We start from the raw sequence: 18562 nt of genomic DNA on the forward strand, positions 1-18562 counted from the left end.
GGAGGTTCCGGTGAGGGTGCCGGCCACCCTGACAAGACCCTGTCCGGCGATGCCGGGCAGGGCCTGGCAGGGTAGTGGATGGCTAGAGCGAAGAAGCTCAGCCGGCCCACTGGGTGGCTTGTGCAAAAGCCAGGAAGCCGATGGCGATCGCTACCCAGAGACAGAACAGCGGGAAGAAGAACTTTACCCACTTCTGCCAAGGCACGCCGGCAATGGCGAGAGTCGCCATGAAATAGCCAGAAGTGGGGTAGAGGATGTTGCCCATGCCGTCGCCGAGCTGGAAGGCCAGCACGGCGGTCTGGCGGGTCACGCCGATCAGGTCGGAGAGCGGGGCCATGATCGGCATGGTCACCAGGGCCTGCCCGCTGCCCGAGGGCACCACGAAGTTGAAGGCCAGCTGCGCGAAGTACATGCCGATGGCCGACAGCATGGTCGGCAGTTCGCCAACCAGGCTGCCGAGTCCCATGACCAGGGTATCCATGATCTGGCCATCTTCCAGCACGACGGCTACGCCACGGGCCACGCCAGCGATCATGGCGCCCACCAGCACGTCGCGGAAGCCCTTGTTGAAGGCTTCGCTGATGGCCGTGGTGCTCAAGCCGGCGATGAGACCGACGACGATGCCCATGATGATGAACAGCCCGGCCATCTCCATCATGAACCAGCCCTGGCGCAGCACGCCATAGACCAGCAGGCCGAAGAAGGCGAAGGTGGCGACCGCTGCCAGTTTCTGGCGGCCGTTGGCGGTCAGGGCTCCCTCATCGGTGGCGTGCTGGTAGAGCGAGCGCTTTTCCTCTTCCGTTTCGTCGCCCGCCATCAGGCTCAATTCGGGGTTGTCGCGAACCTGGCGCGCATAGCGCATGACGAAGTAGATGGCAGCACCCAGGATGATGGCAAAGGCGGCTGCTCGCAGGCCGAAACCGGAGTAGAGCGGCAGGTCGGAGAGCTGCTGACCGAGCCCGGTATTGATCGGATTGAGTACACCCGAAGCGAAACCGGCGGTGGTGGCGCACAGCGCCACGGCCGCAGCGGTTACCGAGTCGAAGCGCAGGGCAATCATCAACGGCAGAATGACCGGCACGTAAACCAGGGCCAGCTCCTGGGTGCCGATGATCGTCGCGACCAGGGCAAAGACCGTCATCAAGACTGGAATCATCAGCAGGCTTCGATTGGCGAAGCGTCGGCTCAGCTTGTCGACACCGATTTCGATGATGCCGGTACGGCGCAGCACCATGAACATGCCGCCGATCATGAAGGTGAAGAACACGACTTCACCGGCACTCATCAAGCCATTGGGTATCGCCAGCATGAAGTCGACGAGGCTCGTCGGGTTCTGCTCGACGTATTGGAACGACTCTGCGTCGATGGTGGTGCGGCCTTCGGGCCCGGGCACTCTCTCGTACTGGCCAGCGGGCACGAAATAGGTCGCCACGGCCGCCATGGCGATGAATACGAAGAGGATGACGTAGATATGCGGAATCTGCCAATGAGACCGCTTGGAGTCTTGGGCTCCTGTTGGGCTGTTTGAGGGAGTGGGTTTCGTCATGGGGCACCTCGCGTTGTTGTTGATGATCTCGCTATAGTGATGCGGCGCTGTTTCGCTTCGAGAAGCGAGCGTCGCGGGGAGATGGCGGAGACGGTAAGGCCGGGTATCGGTGGCGATTCCTTCCGCTCATTGTGGGTACAGAATAATGACGCCTAGGGGCGCGCGCCCGGCGCTGTGGCCGGGTTAGAGGAGAGCTTTTTTGCGGACGCATCAGACGGCCATGACGCCTCACATCGGTCAGCGAATATCGGCCCAATATGCCGAGCTGAGCGCTCAGGAGCAGCGTGTCGCGGCCTTCATTCTCGAGCATTTCGACGACTTGGCGGTATATAGCGCGACCGATCTGGCACGCGTTACCGGGGTGTCGAAATCGACGGTCAGCCGGTTGTTCAAGCGCCTTGGCTTCGAAAGCTTCCAGGCGGTGAAGCACCATGCTCGCCAGCTGCGCAACTTGGGTATGCCCCTGGTCACCGATGCCCAGGCGGCGAGCGGAGATGGCGAACGTTTCAAGCGTCATCTGGCACGGGAGCAGGAGAACCTGCGCAGAACCCTCGGTGCCATCGAGCCGCATACCTTCGAGGCGATCCTGCAGGCAATGGATCAGGCGCGACGGCTGCTGCTGGTAGGGTTTCGCAACAGCTATCCCCTGGCCATGCACTTTCGTCAGCAGCTGATTCAGGCTCGTGACGAGGTGAGCCTCGCGCCCCAGCCCAATCAGTCCCTGGCCGAGGAGCTGGTCGGTCTGGGGGCGGAGGATCTGGTGATTCTGTTCGGCTTCCGTCGGCGTCCGCGATTGTTCGAGGAACTGGTGGAGACCCTCGCGGCCCTGCCCTGTCGGGTGCTGCTGATCGGGGATGGCACTGCGGCGAGCCATGCCGAGCGAACCGACTGGTGGCTGGAGTGTCCGCTGGACAGTATTTCGGCCTTCGACAGCTACGCCAGCGCCATGAGTCTTGTCAGTCTGCTGGCCAACGGTTTGCTGCACCAGCGGCTGGCCCAGGGGCGGGCCCGCATCGATGCCGTCACCGAACTTTATCAGGGGCTTGACGAACTCTCTTCCTGATAGGGAAGGATAGACGCTGCGACCGCTTACAACCTTCGGCGGGTGGGCATGGGAGAAGGGCATGCCGGTAGCCTCTTGTGCCGTCGATGTATGAAACGAAAGTTGCTAGACACGTTACTTGTGAGACGTTAGTTTCACAAGTTATGAAATGATTTTTTGGCCTGTGCCAAGGCCGATTCCGCCTATGAGGAGCCGCTCATGACCAACCGCACCTATTACGCCCCCCACGGCGGACACCCGCCCCAGACCCAGTTGCTCTCCGACCGGGCGGTGTTCACCGAGGCCTACGCCTTCATTCCCAAGGGCGTGATGGGCGACATCGTGACCAGCAACCTGCCGTTCTGGGAGCAGACCCGGCTGTGGGTGCTGGCGCGTCCGCTCTCCGGTTTCGCCGAGACCTTCTCTCAGTACATCATGGAGGTGGGGCCGGGTGGCGGCAGCGAGAAGCCCGAGCTCGACCCTGGTGCCGAGGGTGTCCTGTTCGTGGTCGAGGGCGAGATGACCCTGACCATTGCCGGCGAGCGCCACGAGATGGCGCCGGGCGGCTACGCCTTCCTGCCGCCGGGCTGCCACTGGCAGCTGCGCAACGAATCGGATGCGCCGGTGCGCTTCCACTGGGTGCGCAAGGCCTACGAATTCGTCGAGGGCATCGAGGTGCCGCAGGCCTTCGTGGTCAACGAGAACGACCTCGAGCCCAACCCGATGCCGGGCACCGAAGGGCGCTGGGCCACCACTCGCTTCGTCGACCCCAATGACATACGTCACGACATGCACGTCAACATCGTCACCTTCCAGCCCGGGGCAGTGATCCCTTTCGACGAGACCCACGTCATGGAGCACGGCCTCTACGTGCTCGAGGGCAAGGCGGTCTACCATCTCAACCAGGACTGGGTCGAGGTCGAGGCGGGCGATTTCATGTGGCTGCGCGCCTTCTGCCCGCAGGCGTGCTACGCCGGGGGGCCGGGGCCGTTCCGCTACCTGCTGTACAAGGACGTGAACCGTCACGCGGCGCTGCGGCTGGGTACTCGCTGAGACACAGGGGGCTTGCAGTAACGTCGCCGAGTTTTCCGATCTCAGCGACGTTAGGGGCGCCGGGGGCAGGCCGGAGAGGAGGTCTTTTGCCAGGGATGGCAAAAGTAGCGCCCAGGGATGGGTTCACAGCGCCTCCTCGCAGGCCTGCCGCCGGATCAGCCCCGGTGATAAAGACTGATTGCCGAATGAATCGAGGGGCTAACATGCTGGAACTCAAAGCCGAGCCGCTGACGACTAAGGCCTTCGTGCCCTTCGGTGACGTCATCGACACCCGCACGGCGGACTACTTTCACATCAATGCCGGGCGCACCCGGCGCTACCATGACCTGGCCAAGGTCGAGACCTTGGGCGAGCAGGCGAGGGCGCTGATCAGTATCTTCGTCAGCCAGCCGGTGTCGATCCCGCTGGAACTCGACTTCCTCGAACGTCACCCCCAGGGCAGCCAGGCCTTCATGCCGCTGCACGAGGAGCGCTTCGTGATTGTGGTGGCGCCGCCGGGCGACAGCATCGACCCGGCCGAGGTGCGCGCCTTCGTCACCGATGGCCGCCAGGGGGTGAACTATCGCGCCGGCACCTGGCACGCCATCCAGTCGGTGCTCGATCGCGAAGGGGAGTTTCTGGTGGTGGATCGCGGCGGTGAGGGCAACAACTGCGACGAGCATCCGCTGGCGCTGCGCATCACGCTCTGAGCTCACGGGGAAAGAATGACCCAGGCTGCTGTTTTGGCCTGGGTTTTTTGTGCTTGAGTGAATTTATGAAAATATTTTCCAGTATGTGTTGACGAGGCGGGTCGTGGCTTCTAATCTCGAAATACAGAAATATTTTCCAAAAACAACTCTCCACAAGAACAAAGCCACCCACGGGAGGAACCGTCATGGCTCGAATGACCGCAGCAGAAGCCGCCGTTCACGTTCTCAGGAAGGAAGGTGTCGATGTCGCTTTCGGCGTGCCGGGTGCCGCCATCAACCCGTTCTACGCTGCCCTGCGCAAGGTCGGCGGTATCGATCACGTGCTGGCGCGCCACGTCGAGGGCGCCTCGCACATGGCCGAGGGCTACACCCGCACCCAAGCCGGCAACATCGGCGTGTGCATCGGCACCTCCGGCCCCGCCGGCACCGACATGATCACCGGGCTCTATTCGGCCAGCGCGGACTCCATCCCGATCCTGTGCATCACCGGCCAAGCGCCGCGTTCCAGGCTGCACAAGGAGGACTTCCAGGCCGTCGACATCCAGGCTATTGCCGGGCCGGTGACCAAGTGGGCGGTTACCGTGCTGGAGCCGGCTCAGGTGCCGCGTGCGTTCCAGCAGGCCTTCCAACTGATGCGTTCGTCGCGGCCGGGCCCGGTGCTGATCGACCTGCCCATCGACGTGCAGATGAGCGAGATCGAGTTCGATCCGGACACCTACGAGCCGCTGCCGGCCTACAAGCCGCGTGCTTCCCGCACTCAGGCGGAGAAGGCCATGGCCATGCTCGACGAGGCCGAGCGGCCGTTGATCGTCGCCGGCGGCGGCATCATCAACGCCGACGCCAGCGCGCTGCTCCAGGAGTTCGCCGAGCTCACCGGTGTGCCGGTCATTCCCACCCTGATGGGCTGGGGCAGCATTGCCGATGACCACCCGCTGATGGCCGGCATGGTCGGGCTGCAGACCTCACATCGCTATGGCAACGCCACGCTGCTCGAGTCCGACTTCGTGATGGGCATCGGCAACCGCTGGGCCAACCGCCACACCGGCAACCTCGAGACCTACACCAAGGGGCGGAAATTCGTCCACGTCGACATCGAGCCGACCCAGATCGGGCGCATCTTCGGCCCCGACTACGGCATCGTTTCCGACGCCAAGGCGGCGCTCGAACTGTTCGTCGAACTGGCTCGCGAGAGGAAGGCAGCGGGTACGCTCAAGGATCGCAGCGCCTGGGCCGAGTCGTGCCAGGAGCGCAAGCGCACCCTGCTGCGCAAGACCCACTTCGATGACGTGCCGGTGAAGCCGCAGCGGGTCTACGAGGAGATGAACAAGGTCTTCGGCAGGAACACCCGCTATATCAGCACCATCGGCCTGTCGCAGATCGCCGGCGCCCAGTTCCTGCACGTTTACAAGCCGCGTCACTGGATCAACTGCGGCCAGGCCGGCCCGCTGGGCTGGACCATTCCCGCTGCGCTCGGCGTGTGCAAGGCCGACCCCAGCGCGGAAGTGGTGGCGCTCTCCGGCGACTACGACTTCCAGTTCATGATCGAGGAGCTGGCCGTGGGCGCGCAGTTCAACCTGCCCTACATCCACGTGCTGGTGAACAACTCCTATCTGGGGCTGATTCGCCAGGCCCAGCGCGGCTTCGACATGGACTACTGCGTGCAGCTCTCGTTCGAAAACGTCAACTGCCCGGAGATCAACGAGTACGGCGTGGATCACGTCTCGGTGGTGGAGGGGCTCGGCTGCAAGGCCCTGCGCGTCACCCGGCCGGACGAGATCGTGCCTGCCCTGAAGGAGGCCCGCGAGCTGATGGCTCAATATCGGGTGCCGGTGGTGGTGGAGGTGATCCTCGAACGGGTGACCAACATCGCCATGGGCACCGATCTCGACGCCATCAACGAGTTCGAGGCGCTGGCCGATGAGGGCGCGGATGCGCCGACCTCGATCGCCCAACTCACCTAGGAAACCGTCCCAAGGAGACAACCATGCCCAAGTTTGCCGCCAACCTCAGCATGCTGTTCACCGAGGAGGATTTCCTCGACCGCTTCAAGGCCGCCGCCGAGGCCGGCTTCAAGGGCGTCGAGTACCTCTTTCCCTATGACTATTCCGCCGTCGAGCTCAAGGCGCGGCTCGATGAGCACGGCCTGACCCAGGTGCTGCACAACCTGCCGGCCGGTGACTGGGGCGCCGGTGAGCGTGGCATCGCCTGCCACCCGGATCGGGTCGAGGAGTTCCGTGCCGGCGTGGAGAAGGCCATCGACTACGCCACGGTGCTCGGCTGCAAGCAGGTCAACTGCCTGGCTGGCATCCAGCCTCAGGGCGTGAGCCTGGAGCAGGCGCGGCGCACCCTGGTGGAGAACCTGCGCTACGCTGCGGAGAAGCTCGAAGCCGCCGGCATCCTGTTGCTGGCCGAGCCAATCAACACCCGCGACATTCCGGGCTTCTTCCTCAATCGCACCGAGCAGGCCCTGGCGATCTTCGACGAGGTGGGCAGCCCCAACCTCAAGCTGCAGTACGACATCTACCACATGCAGATCATGGAGGGTGACCTGGCACCGACCATCGAGAAGCACCTGGCTCGCATCGCCCACGTGCAGCTGGCTGACAACCCTGGTCGCCACGAGCCGGGCACCGGCGAGATCCACTACCCGTTCCTGTTCGCCCATCTCGACCGGTTGGGCTACGACGGCTGGATCGGCTGCGAGTACAAGCCCAAGACGACGACCCGTGAAGGTCTGGGCTGGCTCGATAGCGTCCGCTGATGGGGTAGCAAGCATCCTGCCCCGATGAGCTGATCCGGCGGCAAGCCCCTTCAGTCATTGCAAGGCGTGTCCTGACATAGAAAACACAAAGACAAGCTGAAAGGAGAATCATCATGAGCAAGATCGGTTTCATTGGCCTCGGCATCATGGGTCGTCCCATGGCGGGGCATCTGCTGGACGCCGGCTACGAGATCATCACAGTCGAGCACGGCAGCGCCATTCCCCGCGAGCTGGCCGACAAGGGCGCCCGGGTGGCGGCCAATCCCAAGGCGGTGGCCGAGCAGGCCGAGGTCGTCATCACCATGGTGCCGGACACCCCCGACGTGGAGCTGGTGCTGTTCGGTGAGCATGGTGTCGTCGAAGGACTCAAACCGGGCACCCTGGTGATCGACATGAGCTCCATCGCCCCCATCGCCACCCAAGGCTTTGCCAAGCGCATCCATGAGGCCGGCGGTGAGTACGTCGATGCGCCGGTTTCCGGCGGCGAGGGCGGTGCCATCAACGCGGCCCTGACCATCATGGTCGGTGCCACCCAGGAGGGCTTCGAGCGCGCCCGGCCGATCCTCGAGGTGATGGGCAAGACCATCACCCACATCGGCGGCCACGGTGCCGGGCAGACCTGCAAGGTGGCCAACCAGATCGTGGTGGCACTCACCATCGAGGCGGTGGCCGAAGGCCTGCTGTTCGCCTCTAAGGCGGGCGCCGACGTAGCCAAGGTGCGCGAGTCGCTGCTCGGCGGCCTGGCCCAGTCGAAGATCCTCGACGTGCACGGCGAGCGCATGATCAAGCGTACCTTCGACCCGGGCTTCAAGATCAAGCTGCACCAGAAGGACCTCAACCTGGCCCTGGAAGGCGCCCGCAGCCTCAACCTGGCGCTGCCCGGCACCGCCAATGCCCAGCAGCTGTTCCAGGCCTGTGTTGCGCATGGCGGTGAGAACTGGGATCACGCTGGCATCCTGCGCGCCCTGGAGGCCCTGGCCGATCACGAGGTGGGCAGCTGATCCGTCCCATCTGAGGAGGCAGCACCCTGCCAGCCAGTCGCGCAGACGGTGAGTCAGTGTTCCCTCCTGGCAGGCGTCAGGCCGTCGCCTGCCAACCGGCCGCGTCAGCGGCCCTTGCGTCCGGCGGCGGGATCCCCAGTGGAACCCGCCCGCCGCCGGGCTTTTTTCCTGCCTACCCTGCTGTTACCGTCGTTGCTGTCATCCGCTCGAGGTGTGCCCATGTCACAACAACTTCCTTCCCTGGACCACACGACAGACATCGCGACATGGCTGCGCCGGCTTGCCGACGTGGCCGTGACCGCCGTGCATCCGGATTCCCTGGTCGCCGACCTGCTGCCCGACCCTCCGCCCGGGCGCACCGTGGTGGTCGGTGCCGGCAAGGCGGCGGCTGCCATGGCTGCGGCGCTGGAGCGCGCCTGGCAGGCACGCTGCCCCGATGCGCCGCTCACCGGCCTGGTGGTGACCCGCTACGGTCACGCTGAGGAGTGCGAGGTGATCGAGGTGCTCGAAGCCTCCCACCCGATGCCCGACGACCTGGGCGAGAAGGCGGCCCGGCGCATGCTTGAGGCGGTCGCGGAGCTGGGCCAGGACGACCGCGTGATCGCCTTGATCTCCGGCGGCGGCTCGGCGCTGATGACGCTGCCCGCCGAGGGCATCTCGCTTGCCGACAAGCAGGCGATCAATCGCGAGCTTTTGCGTTGCGGCGCGCCGATCGGCCAGATGAACACCGTGCGCCGCCACCTTTCCGCGATCAAGGGCGGGCGCCTGGCGGCGGCGGCACACCCCGCCCAGGTGGTGACCTGGCTGATCTCCGATATTCCCGGCGACGTGGCCACGCAGATCGCTTCGGGGCCGACCCTGCCGGATCGGTCGACCCCGGCCGATGCGCTGGCGGTGCTCGAGCGCTACGCCATCGAGATACCCGACCACGTGCGCCGCCATCTGGAGCAGGCCCGGGGAGCGCCATCCCCCGACGACGAGACTTTCACGCGTGATGACAGCGTGACTCTGGCCCGCGCTCATGATGCGCTGGAAGCCGCTCGGGCCGCAGCGGAAGCGGCCGGGGTGAAGGTTGAAGTCCTGGGCGACGACCTGGAGGGCGAGGCCCGCGAGCTGGGCCGCACCCAGGCGCGCCTGGCGCTGGCGGCGCGCGACGAGATCGAAGCGCCGCTGCTGATTCTCTCCGGTGGCGAGACCAGCGTCACCGTGCGCGGCGATGGGCGCGGTGGGCGCAACGTGGAGTACTTGCTGGGGCTGTTCGAGGCCCTGGCCGGTGCCGAGGGCATTCATGCCCTGGCCATCGACACCGATGGCATCGACGGCTCCGAAGACAACGCCGGCGCGCTGTTCTCGCCCGACGACTGGGCCCGCGCTCGTGAGCAGGGGCTACAGCCTGCCGATTACCTGTCACGCAACGACGCGTATACTTTCTTCCAGGCATTGGATCGACTGATCGTCACCGGTCCGACCCGCACCAATGTCAACGACTTCCGTGCCATCCTGGTCTTGCCGAGGACACCATGACGCTTCCGCCACACGCTCCCATTCATGCCCCCATCCGCCGCACCAAGATCGTCGCCACCCTGGGCCCGGCCAGCGACCGTGAGGGCGTGCTGGAGGCGATGATCCGCACCGGCGTCGACGTGGTGCGCCTCAACTTCTCCCATGGCAGCGCCGCCGACCATCGCCGCCGGCTGATCGCCGTGCGTCAGATCGCCGACCGCCTGGGCAGGAGCGTGGCCGCCCTCGGCGACCTGCAGGGGCCCAAGATCCGTATCGCCCGCTTTCGCGACGGCGCCGTGACGCTTGCCGAGGGCCAGCCCTTCGTCCTCGACATGGCGCTGGACAGCGATGCCGGCGACGCCAGCCGCGTCGGCTGCGACTACAAGCAGCTGATCGACGACGTCGCTCCCGGCGACCGCCTGCTGCTCGACGACGGCCGCCTGGTGCTCGACGTCGAGCGCATCGAGGGGCAGCAGGTCCATACCGTCGTGGTCACCGGCGGCAAACTCTCCAACAACAAGGGCATCAACAAGCAGGGCGGCGGACTCTCGGCTCCGGCGCTCACCGACAAGGACAAGGCCGACCTCGAGACCGCCATCGAGATCGGCGTCGACTATCTCGCCGTCTCCTTCCCGCGCCACGCCGAGGACATGCGCGAAGCGCGTCGCCTGCTCGGCGAAGCGGGCAAGGAGATCGGCCTGGTGGCCAAGCTCGAGCGCGCCGAGGCGGTGGCCGACGACGACACCCTCAACGGCATCATCGAGGCCAGCGAGGCGGTGATGGTGGCGCGTGGCGATCTCGGCGTGGAGATCGGCGACGAGAAGCTGATCGGCATGCAGAAACGCATCATCAAGCGTGCCCGCACCCTCAACCGCGCGGTGATCACCGCGACGCAGATGATGGAGTCGATGATCTCCTCACCGCTGCCCACCCGCGCCGAGGTATTCGACGTCGCCAACGCCGTGCTCGACGGCACCGACGCGGTAATGCTCTCCGCCGAGACCGCCGCCGGCGACTACCCGGTGGAGACCCTCGAAGCGATACGTCGGGTGTGTCTGGGCGCCGAGCGCGAGCGTGTGGCTCAGGAGTCGGGGCACCGCATTCACGAGGGCTTCTCGCGTATCGACGAGACCATCGCGCTCTCCGCCATGTACGCCGCCAACCACCTTACCGGGGTGGCCGCCATCGCCTGCATGACCTCGACCGGCTACACCCCGCTGATCGCCTCGCGCATCCGTTCGGGGCTGCCCATCGTCGGGCTGGCCCACAGCCCCATCGCCCAGCGCCGCATGGCGCTCTACCGCGGGGTGGTCTCGCTGCCGTTCGACACCAGCGCGATGGCGGCCAGCGAGCTCAACGACCGGGCGCTGGCGCTGCTGGTGCAACAGGGGATTGCCGAACCGGGGGATCATGTCATTCTGACCCGAGGCGATCACATGAACGCCCACGGTGGAACCAATACCCTGAAGATTCTCGACGTTTCCGAGAAGCACCAGGCTTGATGTTATACGGCTTGGTTTTGTATACAGGAAGCCTGCTTTCCTGTGGCCAGAATGGAGGAAACGTGCGAAGGTAAGCTCATGACAAGGCGAGAGGGCAAGCCATGAGCACCACCTGGCAGGACGAGGTTGCCGCTGAAACCCGGGCAGGCGGCAGGATCAGCGATCGTTTCATCGTCGACAAGGTGCGCGCGGCGGTGCTGACCCAGCGTCTGCCGCCAGGTACGCGCCTGCCCGAGGTGGCGCTGGGCGAGATCTTCGGCGTCAGCCGCTCGGTGGTCCGCAAGGCGCTGACTCGGCTGGCTGCCGATCACGTCGTCAGCCAACAGCCCAACCAGGTGGCCCGGGTGCGCGCACCTAGCATCGAAGAGACCCGCGAGACTTTCGCTGCACGGCGTCTGGTGGAGGGCGAGGTGGCGGCCCTGCTGGCGGGCCGGCTCGACGCCGAGCTGCTGGAGGAGATCGCCTCGCGGGTCGAGCGAGAGGCTGAGGCCCATGCCCGCGGCGACGAGGCGGCCCGCATCGAAAACTCTCTGGCAATCCACCACCTGCTCGCCGAGCATTCGCCCAACCGGGTGCTCGGCGCCATGCTCACCGACCTGATCTTGCGCACCTCCATTGTCATCGCCCTGTACAAGCGGGCCGGCCTGGCGAGCTGCTACCTGGCCGAGGATCACCCGGCGCTGCTTGGCCACCTGCGTGGCGGCGACGGTGAGGCGGCACGGCGCTGCATCCACGAGCATCTTCAGGCGCTGGAAGGGCTGCTGGATCTCAGCACACGCGAGACTCGCATCGACCTGATGGCGATTCTCGGTCAGCGTGAGGGTGCGATGTCTTGAAACGCTCGGCAGACCTGACACTCGGCACCCGCAGGTACCAGGCTGCCGCTCTGGCCTTGCTCGGCGGTCTGCTGCTCGTCTGGCAGTGGCCGGCCGGGGCCGGGGAGCCGTCCACACTCGAACGTGCACCGCTGGAGGTCGTGACCGAGGGCGAGCGCCATCGGCTCGAGGTGGAGCTGGCTCGCAGCTCGGCCGAGCGCCAGAAAGGGCTGATGGATCGCGACCATCTCCCCGCGGACGCCGGCATGCTGTTTCTCTACACGGAGCCCCAGTCGCCCCAGGGCGGCTTCTGGATGTACCGCACCCGCATCCCGCTGGACATCGCCTTCATCGACGCCGAAGGGCGTATCGCAGCCAAGGCCACCATGCAGCCTTGCCCTTCGCAGAATCCCTACGACTGCCCGGTCACCCTGGCGGGCGTGACCTATCATGCGGCGCTTGAAGTCAACGCTGGCTACTTCGACGCGCACGACATCGAGGTCGGCGACTGCGTCATCTGGCCGGGCCGGCCGGACGGCTGCAACTAGCGACCAAGCAGGGCGCGGAAGCGAATCACGATCAGTGCCACGCCGGCGATGACCATGACGCCGCCGATCAGTACATGGACGTTTAGGCTCTCACCCAACAGCACGATGCCCAGCACGACCGCGCCCATCGGCACCATCAGACTCAGCGGGGCCAGTCGGCTTACCGGGTGGCGCCGCAGCAGGCCGTACCACATGCCGTAGGCGACGATCGATGACATCACCGCGGTATAGAACACCGCGCCCCAGCCGAACCAGCCGGCGGTGGCCATGGCGCTGACCTGGCCGCTTTCGAACCACCAGGAGCCGATGGCCACCTGGGGCACGGCGAGCAGGGCCGTCCAGCCGGCCAGTGCCAGCGGTGGGATATTGGGCCCCATCTTGATCAGCAGCTGCGACACGGCCCAGCCGAAGGCGCTGAGCAGCAGCAGCGTCATGGGTAGCGCCGAGGGCAGGCTGGGGCCGCCGGCCAGTACTACCACCCCGCCAAACGACAGCGCGAGGCCAACCACGCGCTTGACGCTCAGGCGCTCGCCCAGGAACAGCACCGCCAGCAGCGTGGCGAAGGGCGTGCCCATCTGCACCAGCAGGGCGCCGGTGCCGGCCTCCGCCTGCCCCAGACCGATGAACAGCAGGGCGAAGTGCAGGGTGCCGAAGGTCGCCGAGAGCAGCAGCAGGAAGGGCAGATGACGACGCGCCACCGGATGGAAGGGCACCAGCAGCGCCGCCACCAGAATGAAGCGCAGGGTGGTGAGCAGCAGCGGTGGCAGCTCCGTTACCCCCCATTTGATGACGATGATGTTCAAGGCCCAGATCATCACGATCGAGAGGCCCAACAGCAGGTCGCGCAGTGGCACGGCAGGCTCCTTGTCGTATTCGCCCCGGCGAGGATGGCAGCCCGATGCCGTGCGTCGCCGATATCGTTAACGGACTACCATTCAACGCCCGACATCGTAGAATGTCGAGGCGAGGCGAAATTGTCGATGCCCGCCAGAACGATAATCACGGCCGGCCCTGTCGGAGCCGGCCCCTGCTGCAAGGACACGTCATGAATTCACCACGTCGTATCACCCGTATCGCCGCGGCCCTGGCCGGTGCCGCCGTGCTCACGGCCTCGCTCTCGACGCAGGCGCGGGAGCTTTCCGTTTCCACCGTGCTCTCCGACGCCTTCCCCTGGGGCCAGGCGGCGGAGAAGTGGGCCGAACTGGTGGAGGAGCGTACGGGGGGCGAGTTGACCCTGCGCGTCTACCCCAACTCGCAGCTGGTGGCTGGCGACCAGACCCGTGAGTTCTCCGCCATGCGTTCCGGCCTGATCGACATGGCCGTGGGCTCGACCATCAACTGGTCGCCCCAGGTGCCGGAGCTCAACCTCTTCTCGCTGCCCTTCTTCATGCCCGACGAGGCGGCGGTCGATGCGGTAACCGGCGGCGAGGCCGGCGAGATGGTCTTCGAGGCCATCGAATCCCGCGGCGTGATTCCGCTGGCCTGGGGCGAGAACGGCTTCCGCCAGCTCTCCAACTCCCGCGGTCCGATCAGCGAGCCTGGCGACCTCAACGGCTTGAAGATTCGTGTGGTCGGCTCGCCGCTGTTCCAGGACACCTTCACCGCTCTGGGTGCCGACCCCACCCAGATGAGCTGGACCGATGCCCAGCCGGCGCTGACCACCGGCGCCGTAGATGGCCAGGAGAACCCGTTGTCGGTGTTCGACGTGGCGCGCATCGACCAGGTGGGTCAGGAGCACCTGACCCTGTGGAACTACATGAACGACCCACTGATATTCGCCGTCAACCAGCGCGTATGGGATTCCCTCTCGGAAGAGCATCGCGAGATCCTGCGTGAGACCGCCGTCGAGGCCGGCGAGTGGGAGATCGCCATGACCCGCGAGCAGGAGAGCGAGCGGCTGGCTGACATCCAGGAACGCGGCGTGCAGGTCACCGAGTTGACCGAAGAGCAGCATGCCGCCTTCGTCAATGCTACGCGCAGCGTGCACGACAAGTGGATTCCGCGGATCGGCCCGGAGCTGGTCGAAGCTGCGCGTCAGGCCATCGAGGCTCGCTGAGCCGCTTCAACGCCTAGGCCCGGCTTCGAGCCGGGCCTTATATTGCGAGGCATCCATGAAGTTCTCTCCCGATGCCAGTCCCGAGCGTTGGCTGGGCTCGCTGGCGCTGGCGATCATTTCGCTGATCAGCCTGGGCAACGTCATCACGCGCTACGTGACCGGTGGCTCGCTGGCCTTCACCGAAGAGTTCTCGGTGTTCCTGCTGGTGGTGCTCACCTTCGCCGGTGCCTCGGTGGCGCTGCGGCGCAATGGACACATTCGTATCGGCCTGCTCGAGCGGGCCTTGCCGGCTGCGCCGCGGCGTGCGCTGATCCTGTTTCAGGGCGTGTGCGGTGCCATCGTGCTGGGGCTGATCACCTGGTTTGGTGCCAAGCTTACCTGGGAGGAGTATCAGTGGGAGTCGCTGTCGCCGGGGCTCGGCCTGCCGCAGTGGTGGTACCTGCTGTGGTTGCCGCTGCTGTCGGCGGCGATGCTGGTGCGCCTGGTGCAGCAGACCGTCGATCGTCTGCGCGGGAGGCTCGACGATGAGTCCTGACCTGTGGATGATCCTGGCCTTCGCCGGTCTGTTGATCGCCGGTGTGCCGGTGGCCTTCTCCCTGGCACTGGCCGGGGCGGTGGGCATCCTCGTCGGCCTCACCCCGGAAATGCTGGCCACCCTCGGTACCAACACCTATAACAGCATCGCCAAGTACCCGCTGATCGCCATTCCGCTGTTCATCATGACCGGCTTGATCTTCGAGCGCGCCGGGGTCGCGCTGCGCCTGGTGCGCTTCGCCCAGGCGCTGATCGGCCCTCGTCATGGCGGCCTGGCGCTGGTGGCGGTGCTGGTGTGCATGATCATGGGCGGCATGAGCGGCTCCGGCCCGGCAGACGCCGCGGCGGTGGCCATGGTGATGCTGCCGAGCATGACCAAGGCCGGCTACCCCAAGCCCTTCTCTGCCACGCTGATCGCTGCGTCCGCCTCCACGGCCATTCTGATCCCGCCCTCGGTGGCGCTGATCCTCTACTCCATCGTGGTGCCCGGGGTCGACCTGCGGGCGCTGTTCGCGGCCGGGCTGTTCCCCGGCATCCTGGCCGGCCTGGCGCTGCTGGTGCCGGCGCTGCTCGTCTCGAAGCGCTATGGTTGGGAGGGCGGCACGCCGGTGGAGGGGGCGGAACGGCTCAAGGTGGGCGAGACCTTCAAGCAGGCGCTGCCGGCGCTGTTCGCACCGGTGCTGATCCTGGGCGGGCTGCGTTCGGGTCTGTTCACGCCTACCGAGGCGGCCGTGGTGGCGGTGGCCTACGGCGCCCTGGTCGGGCTGTTCCTGACTCGCGAGATCGGCTGGCGCGATCTGTGGAGCCTGCTCGGCGAGGCGGCGGTGATCTCCGGTGTGGTGATGCTGATCATCGCCCTGGCCGGTATCTTCGCCTGGGCCGGCACCATGCTCGGTACCTTCCGCCATCTGGCGGAGTGGATCATCGGGCTCACCGACAACGGCGTGCTGTTGTTGATCCTGATCATGCTGGCGGTGTTGCTGGCGGGCATGCTGCTCGACGCCATCTCGATCTATCTGATCATGATGCCGATCCTGCTCCCGGTGATGCAGCACTTCGGCTGGAACCCAGTGTGGTTCGGCATCCTGCTGGCGATGAACATCGCCATCGGCCAGTTCACGCCACCGGTGGCGGTCAATCTGATGGTGACCACCAACATCGCCAGGATACGCCTGGAGCAGACCGTGGGCTGGGCGCTGCTGTTCGTGCTGGCCATGGCCAGCGCCCTGGCGCTGGTGGCGATCTTCCCGGAAATTGCCCTGTGGTTGCCGCGCACTCTCGGCTACAACGTCTGATCGAGCTTTGCCAGGGTGTCTTGGAAGAGCTTGGCGCTGCCGGCATCGAACAGCACGAAGCGCACCCGTTCGATGCCGGGGCAGCGAGGCAGCGTCTCGCGCACCGTGGCAAGGGCGACCCGGGCGGCCTCTTCGAGGGGATAGCCGAAGGCGCCGGCCGAAAGGGCAGGGAAGGCGATGCTGGAAAGGCCGTTCCGCTCGGCCAGCTCCAGGGCGTTGCGATAGCAGTCCGCCAGCAGTTCCGCTTCCGGCCTGTCGCGACCGTAGACCGGCCCCAGGCAGTGAATCACATGCCGGTTGGGCAGGCCGAAGGCTTCGGTGATCACCGCCTGGCCGGGTGCGATCGGCGCCAGTGGCCGACAGGCACGCTCGAGCTCAGGGCCGGCAGCCCGGTGCAGTGCACCGGCCACGCCACCGCCGGTTCGCAGCTGGGCGTTGGCGGCGTTGACCACGACGTCGATATCGGGCTGATCGGCAATGTCTCCCTGCAGGCATTCGATTCGGGCTGTCATGGCGGGGCTCCTTGGGGTTTGTCAGTAGCCTGGCAGTCAGAGTGAGAACCAGCAAAAGGCGAATGCTTCGAGTAGGCAGTGCAGTACCGGTGTTGATATAATTTGGTTATTACCTTATTCCATAGTGATCATTTCATGATTTCTCCCCGCTTTGCGCCGCTGGCCTTCGCCGTGCTGATGTCCGTCTACATGGTCACTTTGATGACCTTCGTCATCACCTGGGTCAACACCGGCCTCGGTGATGGCTTTGCCTGGCGCTGGTGGCGTGCGTTCTATATCGCTTGGCCGATCGCCTTTGCACTAATCTTGCTGGGTGCGCCACGCCTGCAGCGCCTCGTTGGTCGCCTGATCAAGAAGCCTTGAGGAGTCAGTCTTTCCTGTCCTTGTCGCTATCGGTGAGGAGCAGCCGTGCTCCCTTACATGGGTCATGCAATTTAGGAATTAACGTACAGTTAACGTAAATCCCGACTAGAATTAGGTCAGTTGAAAAAGACCATCATGACGGCGTTTTTTTCGCTAAAGTAGATGAGAGCGGTGGAAACCGCTGGCCAAGGTTCATGCGCCTTGGTCACCAGGGATCTTGCTTCAGCCAAAGCAGCTGGTGAAAAACCTGCTAGCCGATAACGTCTAAAAGAGGTGTGTTAATGAAACGCCATGCTTTTTCCGCAGCCGCCTTCTCGGGAGCCCTGTTGGGCGCTGCCATGTTCTCTGCCCCGGCCGTGGCGCAGGACCGTTTCATCACCATCGGCACCGGCGGTCAGACCGGTGTCTACTACGTGGTGGGCCAGTCGGTATGTCGTATGGTGAATCGCGGCAGCGACGAGCACAACGTTCGCTGTAACGCCCCCTCTACCGGCGGCTCCGTGGCCAACGTCAACGGCATGAAGAGCGGCGAGCTCGACATGGGCGTGGTGCAGTCCGACGTGCAGTACCGCGCCTATCACGGTGAGGCCAACTTCGAGTCCGACGGCCCTTGGGAAGAGATGCGTGCCATCTTCACCATGCACGGCGAGCCGCTGACCGTGGTCGCACGTGCCGACTCCGGTATCGAGCACTTCACCGATTTTCCCGGCAAGCGCGTCAATATCGGCAACCCGGGCTCCGGCCAGCGTAACACCATGAACGTGGTGATGGAGGCCATGGGCTGGGATACCAGCACCTTCTCGCTGGCGTCGCAGCTGGATGCCGCCGAGCAGGCCGCGGCTCTGTCCGATAACAACATTGACGCCATGGTCTATGTGGTCGGTCACCCCAACGGTTCCATCCAGGAAGCTACCACCACCATCGATGCTCGCATCATTCCGGTGACCGGCGATGAGATCGACGCCCTGATCGAGGAATATCCCTACTACACCCGCTCGGTGATCCCCGGCGGGCTCTATCGCGGCAACGACGAAGACGTCGAAACCTTCGGCGTCGCGGCTACCTTCGTGGCCTCTACTGCCGTGGATGAAGAAGTCGTCTATGAAACCGTCAAGGCGGTGTTCGAGAACTTCGATCGCTTCAAGCGTCTGCATCCGGCCTTCGAGAACCTCAATGAAGAGGACATGATCTCCGAGGGTCTGACCGCACCGCTGCATGACGGCGCCGCTCGCTACTATCGTGAGCGTGGCTGGATCGAGTGAGAGGCAGGGGGGAGCCACTCCCTTCGGTAAAATGCGCGGACCCTCGGGGTCCGCGCATCTGTTTGGGTCAGTTGCTGAGA

General features: G+C 65.1%; 18 protein-coding genes. 15 read left to right on the forward strand and 3 right to left on the reverse strand.

The window, feature by feature from the left end:
• Window positions 1-97: 97 nt before the first annotated feature.
• Window positions 98-1546, reverse strand: coding sequence for a YfcC family protein (locus HOP53_RS11120; protein WP_234270100.1), 1449 nt, complete (start codon window positions 1544-1546; stop codon window positions 98-100).
• Window positions 1547-1766: 220 nt separating this feature from the next.
• On the opposite strand from HOP53_RS11120, the gene HOP53_RS11125 reads away from it, so the two are divergent.
• The 10 genes from HOP53_RS11125 (at window position 1767) to HOP53_RS11170 (ending at window position 12460) form a co-directional block, all read left to right on the forward strand.
• Window positions 1767-2609 carry a MurR/RpiR family transcriptional regulator gene (locus HOP53_RS11125; RefSeq protein WP_234270101.1) on the forward strand — a complete coding sequence of 281 codons (843 nt, stop codon included), beginning with the start codon at window positions 1767-1769 and terminating at the stop codon, window positions 2607-2609.
• 198 nt (window positions 2610-2807) lie between these two features.
• Window positions 2808-3641, forward strand: coding sequence for a bifunctional allantoicase/(S)-ureidoglycine aminohydrolase (locus HOP53_RS11130; RefSeq protein ID WP_234270102.1), 834 nt, complete (start codon window positions 2808-2810; stop codon window positions 3639-3641).
• A gap of 203 nt (window positions 3642-3844) precedes the next feature.
• Window positions 3845-4330, forward strand: a complete 486-nt coding sequence (locus HOP53_RS11135; RefSeq protein WP_234270103.1) for an ureidoglycolate lyase — start codon at window positions 3845-3847, stop codon at window positions 4328-4330.
• Window positions 4331-4515: 185 nt separating this feature from the next.
• A complete protein-coding gene (gene gcl, locus HOP53_RS11140) occupies window positions 4516-6291 on the forward strand; it encodes a glyoxylate carboligase (protein WP_234270104.1) in 1776 nt (591 codons plus the stop codon).
• A gap of 23 nt (window positions 6292-6314) precedes the next feature.
• Complete coding sequence (hyi, locus tag HOP53_RS11145; RefSeq protein ID WP_234270105.1) at window positions 6315-7091, forward strand: hydroxypyruvate isomerase; 777 nt, start codon at window positions 6315-6317, stop codon at window positions 7089-7091.
• Between the two features lie 113 nt (window positions 7092-7204).
• Window positions 7205-8092, forward strand: coding sequence for a 2-hydroxy-3-oxopropionate reductase (locus HOP53_RS11150; RefSeq protein ID WP_234270106.1), 888 nt, complete (start codon window positions 7205-7207; stop codon window positions 8090-8092).
• Window positions 8093-8311: 219 nt separating this feature from the next.
• A complete protein-coding gene (locus tag HOP53_RS11155; protein ID WP_234270107.1) occupies window positions 8312-9616 on the forward strand; it encodes a glycerate kinase type-2 family protein in 1305 nt (434 codons plus the stop codon).
• A complete protein-coding gene (gene pyk / locus HOP53_RS11160; protein WP_234270108.1) occupies window positions 9613-11097 on the forward strand; it encodes a pyruvate kinase in 1485 nt (494 codons plus the stop codon). Before HOP53_RS11155 ends, pyk begins: the two co-directional genes overlap by 4 nt.
• 101 nt (window positions 11098-11198) lie before the next feature.
• The gene (locus HOP53_RS11165; RefSeq protein WP_234270109.1) at window positions 11199-11933 is read left to right on the forward strand and encodes a GntR family transcriptional regulator; all 735 of its coding nucleotides are present in this window, start codon (window positions 11199-11201) and stop codon (window positions 11931-11933) included.
• Window positions 11930-12460 (forward strand): DUF192 domain-containing protein, encoded by a 531-nt coding sequence (locus HOP53_RS11170; protein WP_234270110.1) that lies wholly within the window; start codon window positions 11930-11932, stop codon window positions 12458-12460. The genes HOP53_RS11165 and HOP53_RS11170 overlap by 4 nt, the downstream gene beginning before the upstream one ends.
• Here HOP53_RS11170 and HOP53_RS11175 read toward each other — a convergent pair.
• Complete coding sequence (locus HOP53_RS11175) at window positions 12457-13314, reverse strand: DMT family transporter (RefSeq protein WP_234270111.1); 858 nt, start codon at window positions 13312-13314, stop codon at window positions 12457-12459. The two genes, HOP53_RS11170 and HOP53_RS11175, sit on opposite strands and share 4 nt — an antisense overlap.
• 191 nt (window positions 13315-13505) lie before the next feature.
• On the opposite strand from HOP53_RS11175, the gene HOP53_RS11180 reads away from it, so the two are divergent.
• The 3 genes from HOP53_RS11180 to HOP53_RS11190 are packed head-to-tail and all read left to right on the forward strand — an operon-like array spanning window position 13506 to window position 16345.
• The gene (locus HOP53_RS11180) at window positions 13506-14516 is read left to right on the forward strand and encodes a DctP family TRAP transporter solute-binding subunit (protein ID WP_234270112.1); all 1011 of its coding nucleotides are present in this window, start codon (window positions 13506-13508) and stop codon (window positions 14514-14516) included.
• A gap of 55 nt (window positions 14517-14571) precedes the next feature.
• Entirely contained in the window at window positions 14572-15051 is a 480-nt protein-coding gene (locus HOP53_RS11185) for a TRAP transporter small permease (protein ID WP_234270113.1), read from the forward strand.
• Complete coding sequence (locus tag HOP53_RS11190) at window positions 15041-16345, forward strand: TRAP transporter large permease (protein WP_086510160.1); 1305 nt, start codon at window positions 15041-15043, stop codon at window positions 16343-16345. The genes HOP53_RS11185 and HOP53_RS11190 overlap by 11 nt, the downstream gene beginning before the upstream one ends.
• Here HOP53_RS11190 and HOP53_RS11195 read toward each other — a convergent pair.
• Window positions 16333-16857, reverse strand: coding sequence for a macro domain-containing protein (locus HOP53_RS11195; protein ID WP_234270114.1), 525 nt, complete (start codon window positions 16855-16857; stop codon window positions 16333-16335). The two genes, HOP53_RS11190 and HOP53_RS11195, sit on opposite strands and share 13 nt — an antisense overlap.
• 135 nt (window positions 16858-16992) lie before the next feature.
• Here HOP53_RS11195 and HOP53_RS11200 point away from each other — a divergent pair, with 135 nt between their 5' ends.
• Window positions 16993-17220 (forward strand): DUF2798 domain-containing protein, encoded by a 228-nt coding sequence (locus HOP53_RS11200; protein ID WP_234270115.1) that lies wholly within the window; start codon window positions 16993-16995, stop codon window positions 17218-17220.
• Between the two features lie 281 nt (window positions 17221-17501).
• Complete coding sequence (locus HOP53_RS11205) at window positions 17502-18482, forward strand: TAXI family TRAP transporter solute-binding subunit (protein ID WP_234270116.1); 981 nt, start codon at window positions 17502-17504, stop codon at window positions 18480-18482.
• Window positions 18483-18562: the final 80 nt, after the last annotated feature.

Origin of the sequence: Billgrantia ethanolica (assembly GCF_021404305.1) — a bacterium.
Classification (GTDB): domain Bacteria; phylum Pseudomonadota; class Gammaproteobacteria; order Pseudomonadales; family Halomonadaceae; genus Halomonas; species Halomonas ethanolica.

Bases quoted from the DNA above. Each gene is read 5' to 3' on its own strand.
- HOP53_RS11165 (WP_234270109.1), top strand. From the start codon at position 11,199: ATGAGCACCACCTGGCAGGACGAGGTTGCCGCTGAAACCCGGGCAGGC.
- HOP53_RS11185 (WP_234270113.1), top strand. From the start codon at position 14,572: ATGAAGTTCTCTCCCGATGCCAGTCCCGAGCGTTGGCTGGGCTCGCTG.
- hyi (WP_234270105.1), top strand. From the start codon at position 6,315: ATGCCCAAGTTTGCCGCCAACCTCAGCATGCTGTTCACCGAGGAGGAT.
- HOP53_RS11190 (WP_086510160.1), top strand. From the start codon at position 15,041: ATGAGTCCTGACCTGTGGATGATCCTGGCCTTCGCCGGTCTGTTGATC.
- HOP53_RS11125 (WP_234270101.1), top strand. From the start codon at position 1,767: ATGACGCCTCACATCGGTCAGCGAATATCGGCCCAATATGCCGAGCTG.
- HOP53_RS11120 (WP_234270100.1), bottom strand. From the start codon at position 1,546: ATGACGAAACCCACTCCCTCAAACAGCCCAACAGGAGCCCAAGACTCC.
- HOP53_RS11155 (WP_234270107.1), top strand. From the start codon at position 8,312: ATGTCACAACAACTTCCTTCCCTGGACCACACGACAGACATCGCGACA.
- gcl (WP_234270104.1), top strand. From the start codon at position 4,516: ATGGCTCGAATGACCGCAGCAGAAGCCGCCGTTCACGTTCTCAGGAAG.
- HOP53_RS11135 (WP_234270103.1), top strand. From the start codon at position 3,845: ATGCTGGAACTCAAAGCCGAGCCGCTGACGACTAAGGCCTTCGTGCCC.
- pyk (WP_234270108.1), top strand. From the start codon at position 9,613: ATGACGCTTCCGCCACACGCTCCCATTCATGCCCCCATCCGCCGCACC.
- HOP53_RS11200 (WP_234270115.1), top strand. From the start codon at position 16,993: ATGATTTCTCCCCGCTTTGCGCCGCTGGCCTTCGCCGTGCTGATGTCC.
- HOP53_RS11195 (WP_234270114.1), bottom strand. From the start codon at position 16,857: ATGACAGCCCGAATCGAATGCCTGCAGGGAGACATTGCCGATCAGCCC.
- HOP53_RS11180 (WP_234270112.1), top strand. From the start codon at position 13,506: ATGAATTCACCACGTCGTATCACCCGTATCGCCGCGGCCCTGGCCGGT.
- HOP53_RS11150 (WP_234270106.1), top strand. From the start codon at position 7,205: ATGAGCAAGATCGGTTTCATTGGCCTCGGCATCATGGGTCGTCCCATG.
- HOP53_RS11205 (WP_234270116.1), top strand. From the start codon at position 17,502: ATGAAACGCCATGCTTTTTCCGCAGCCGCCTTCTCGGGAGCCCTGTTG.
- HOP53_RS11130 (WP_234270102.1), top strand. From the start codon at position 2,808: ATGACCAACCGCACCTATTACGCCCCCCACGGCGGACACCCGCCCCAG.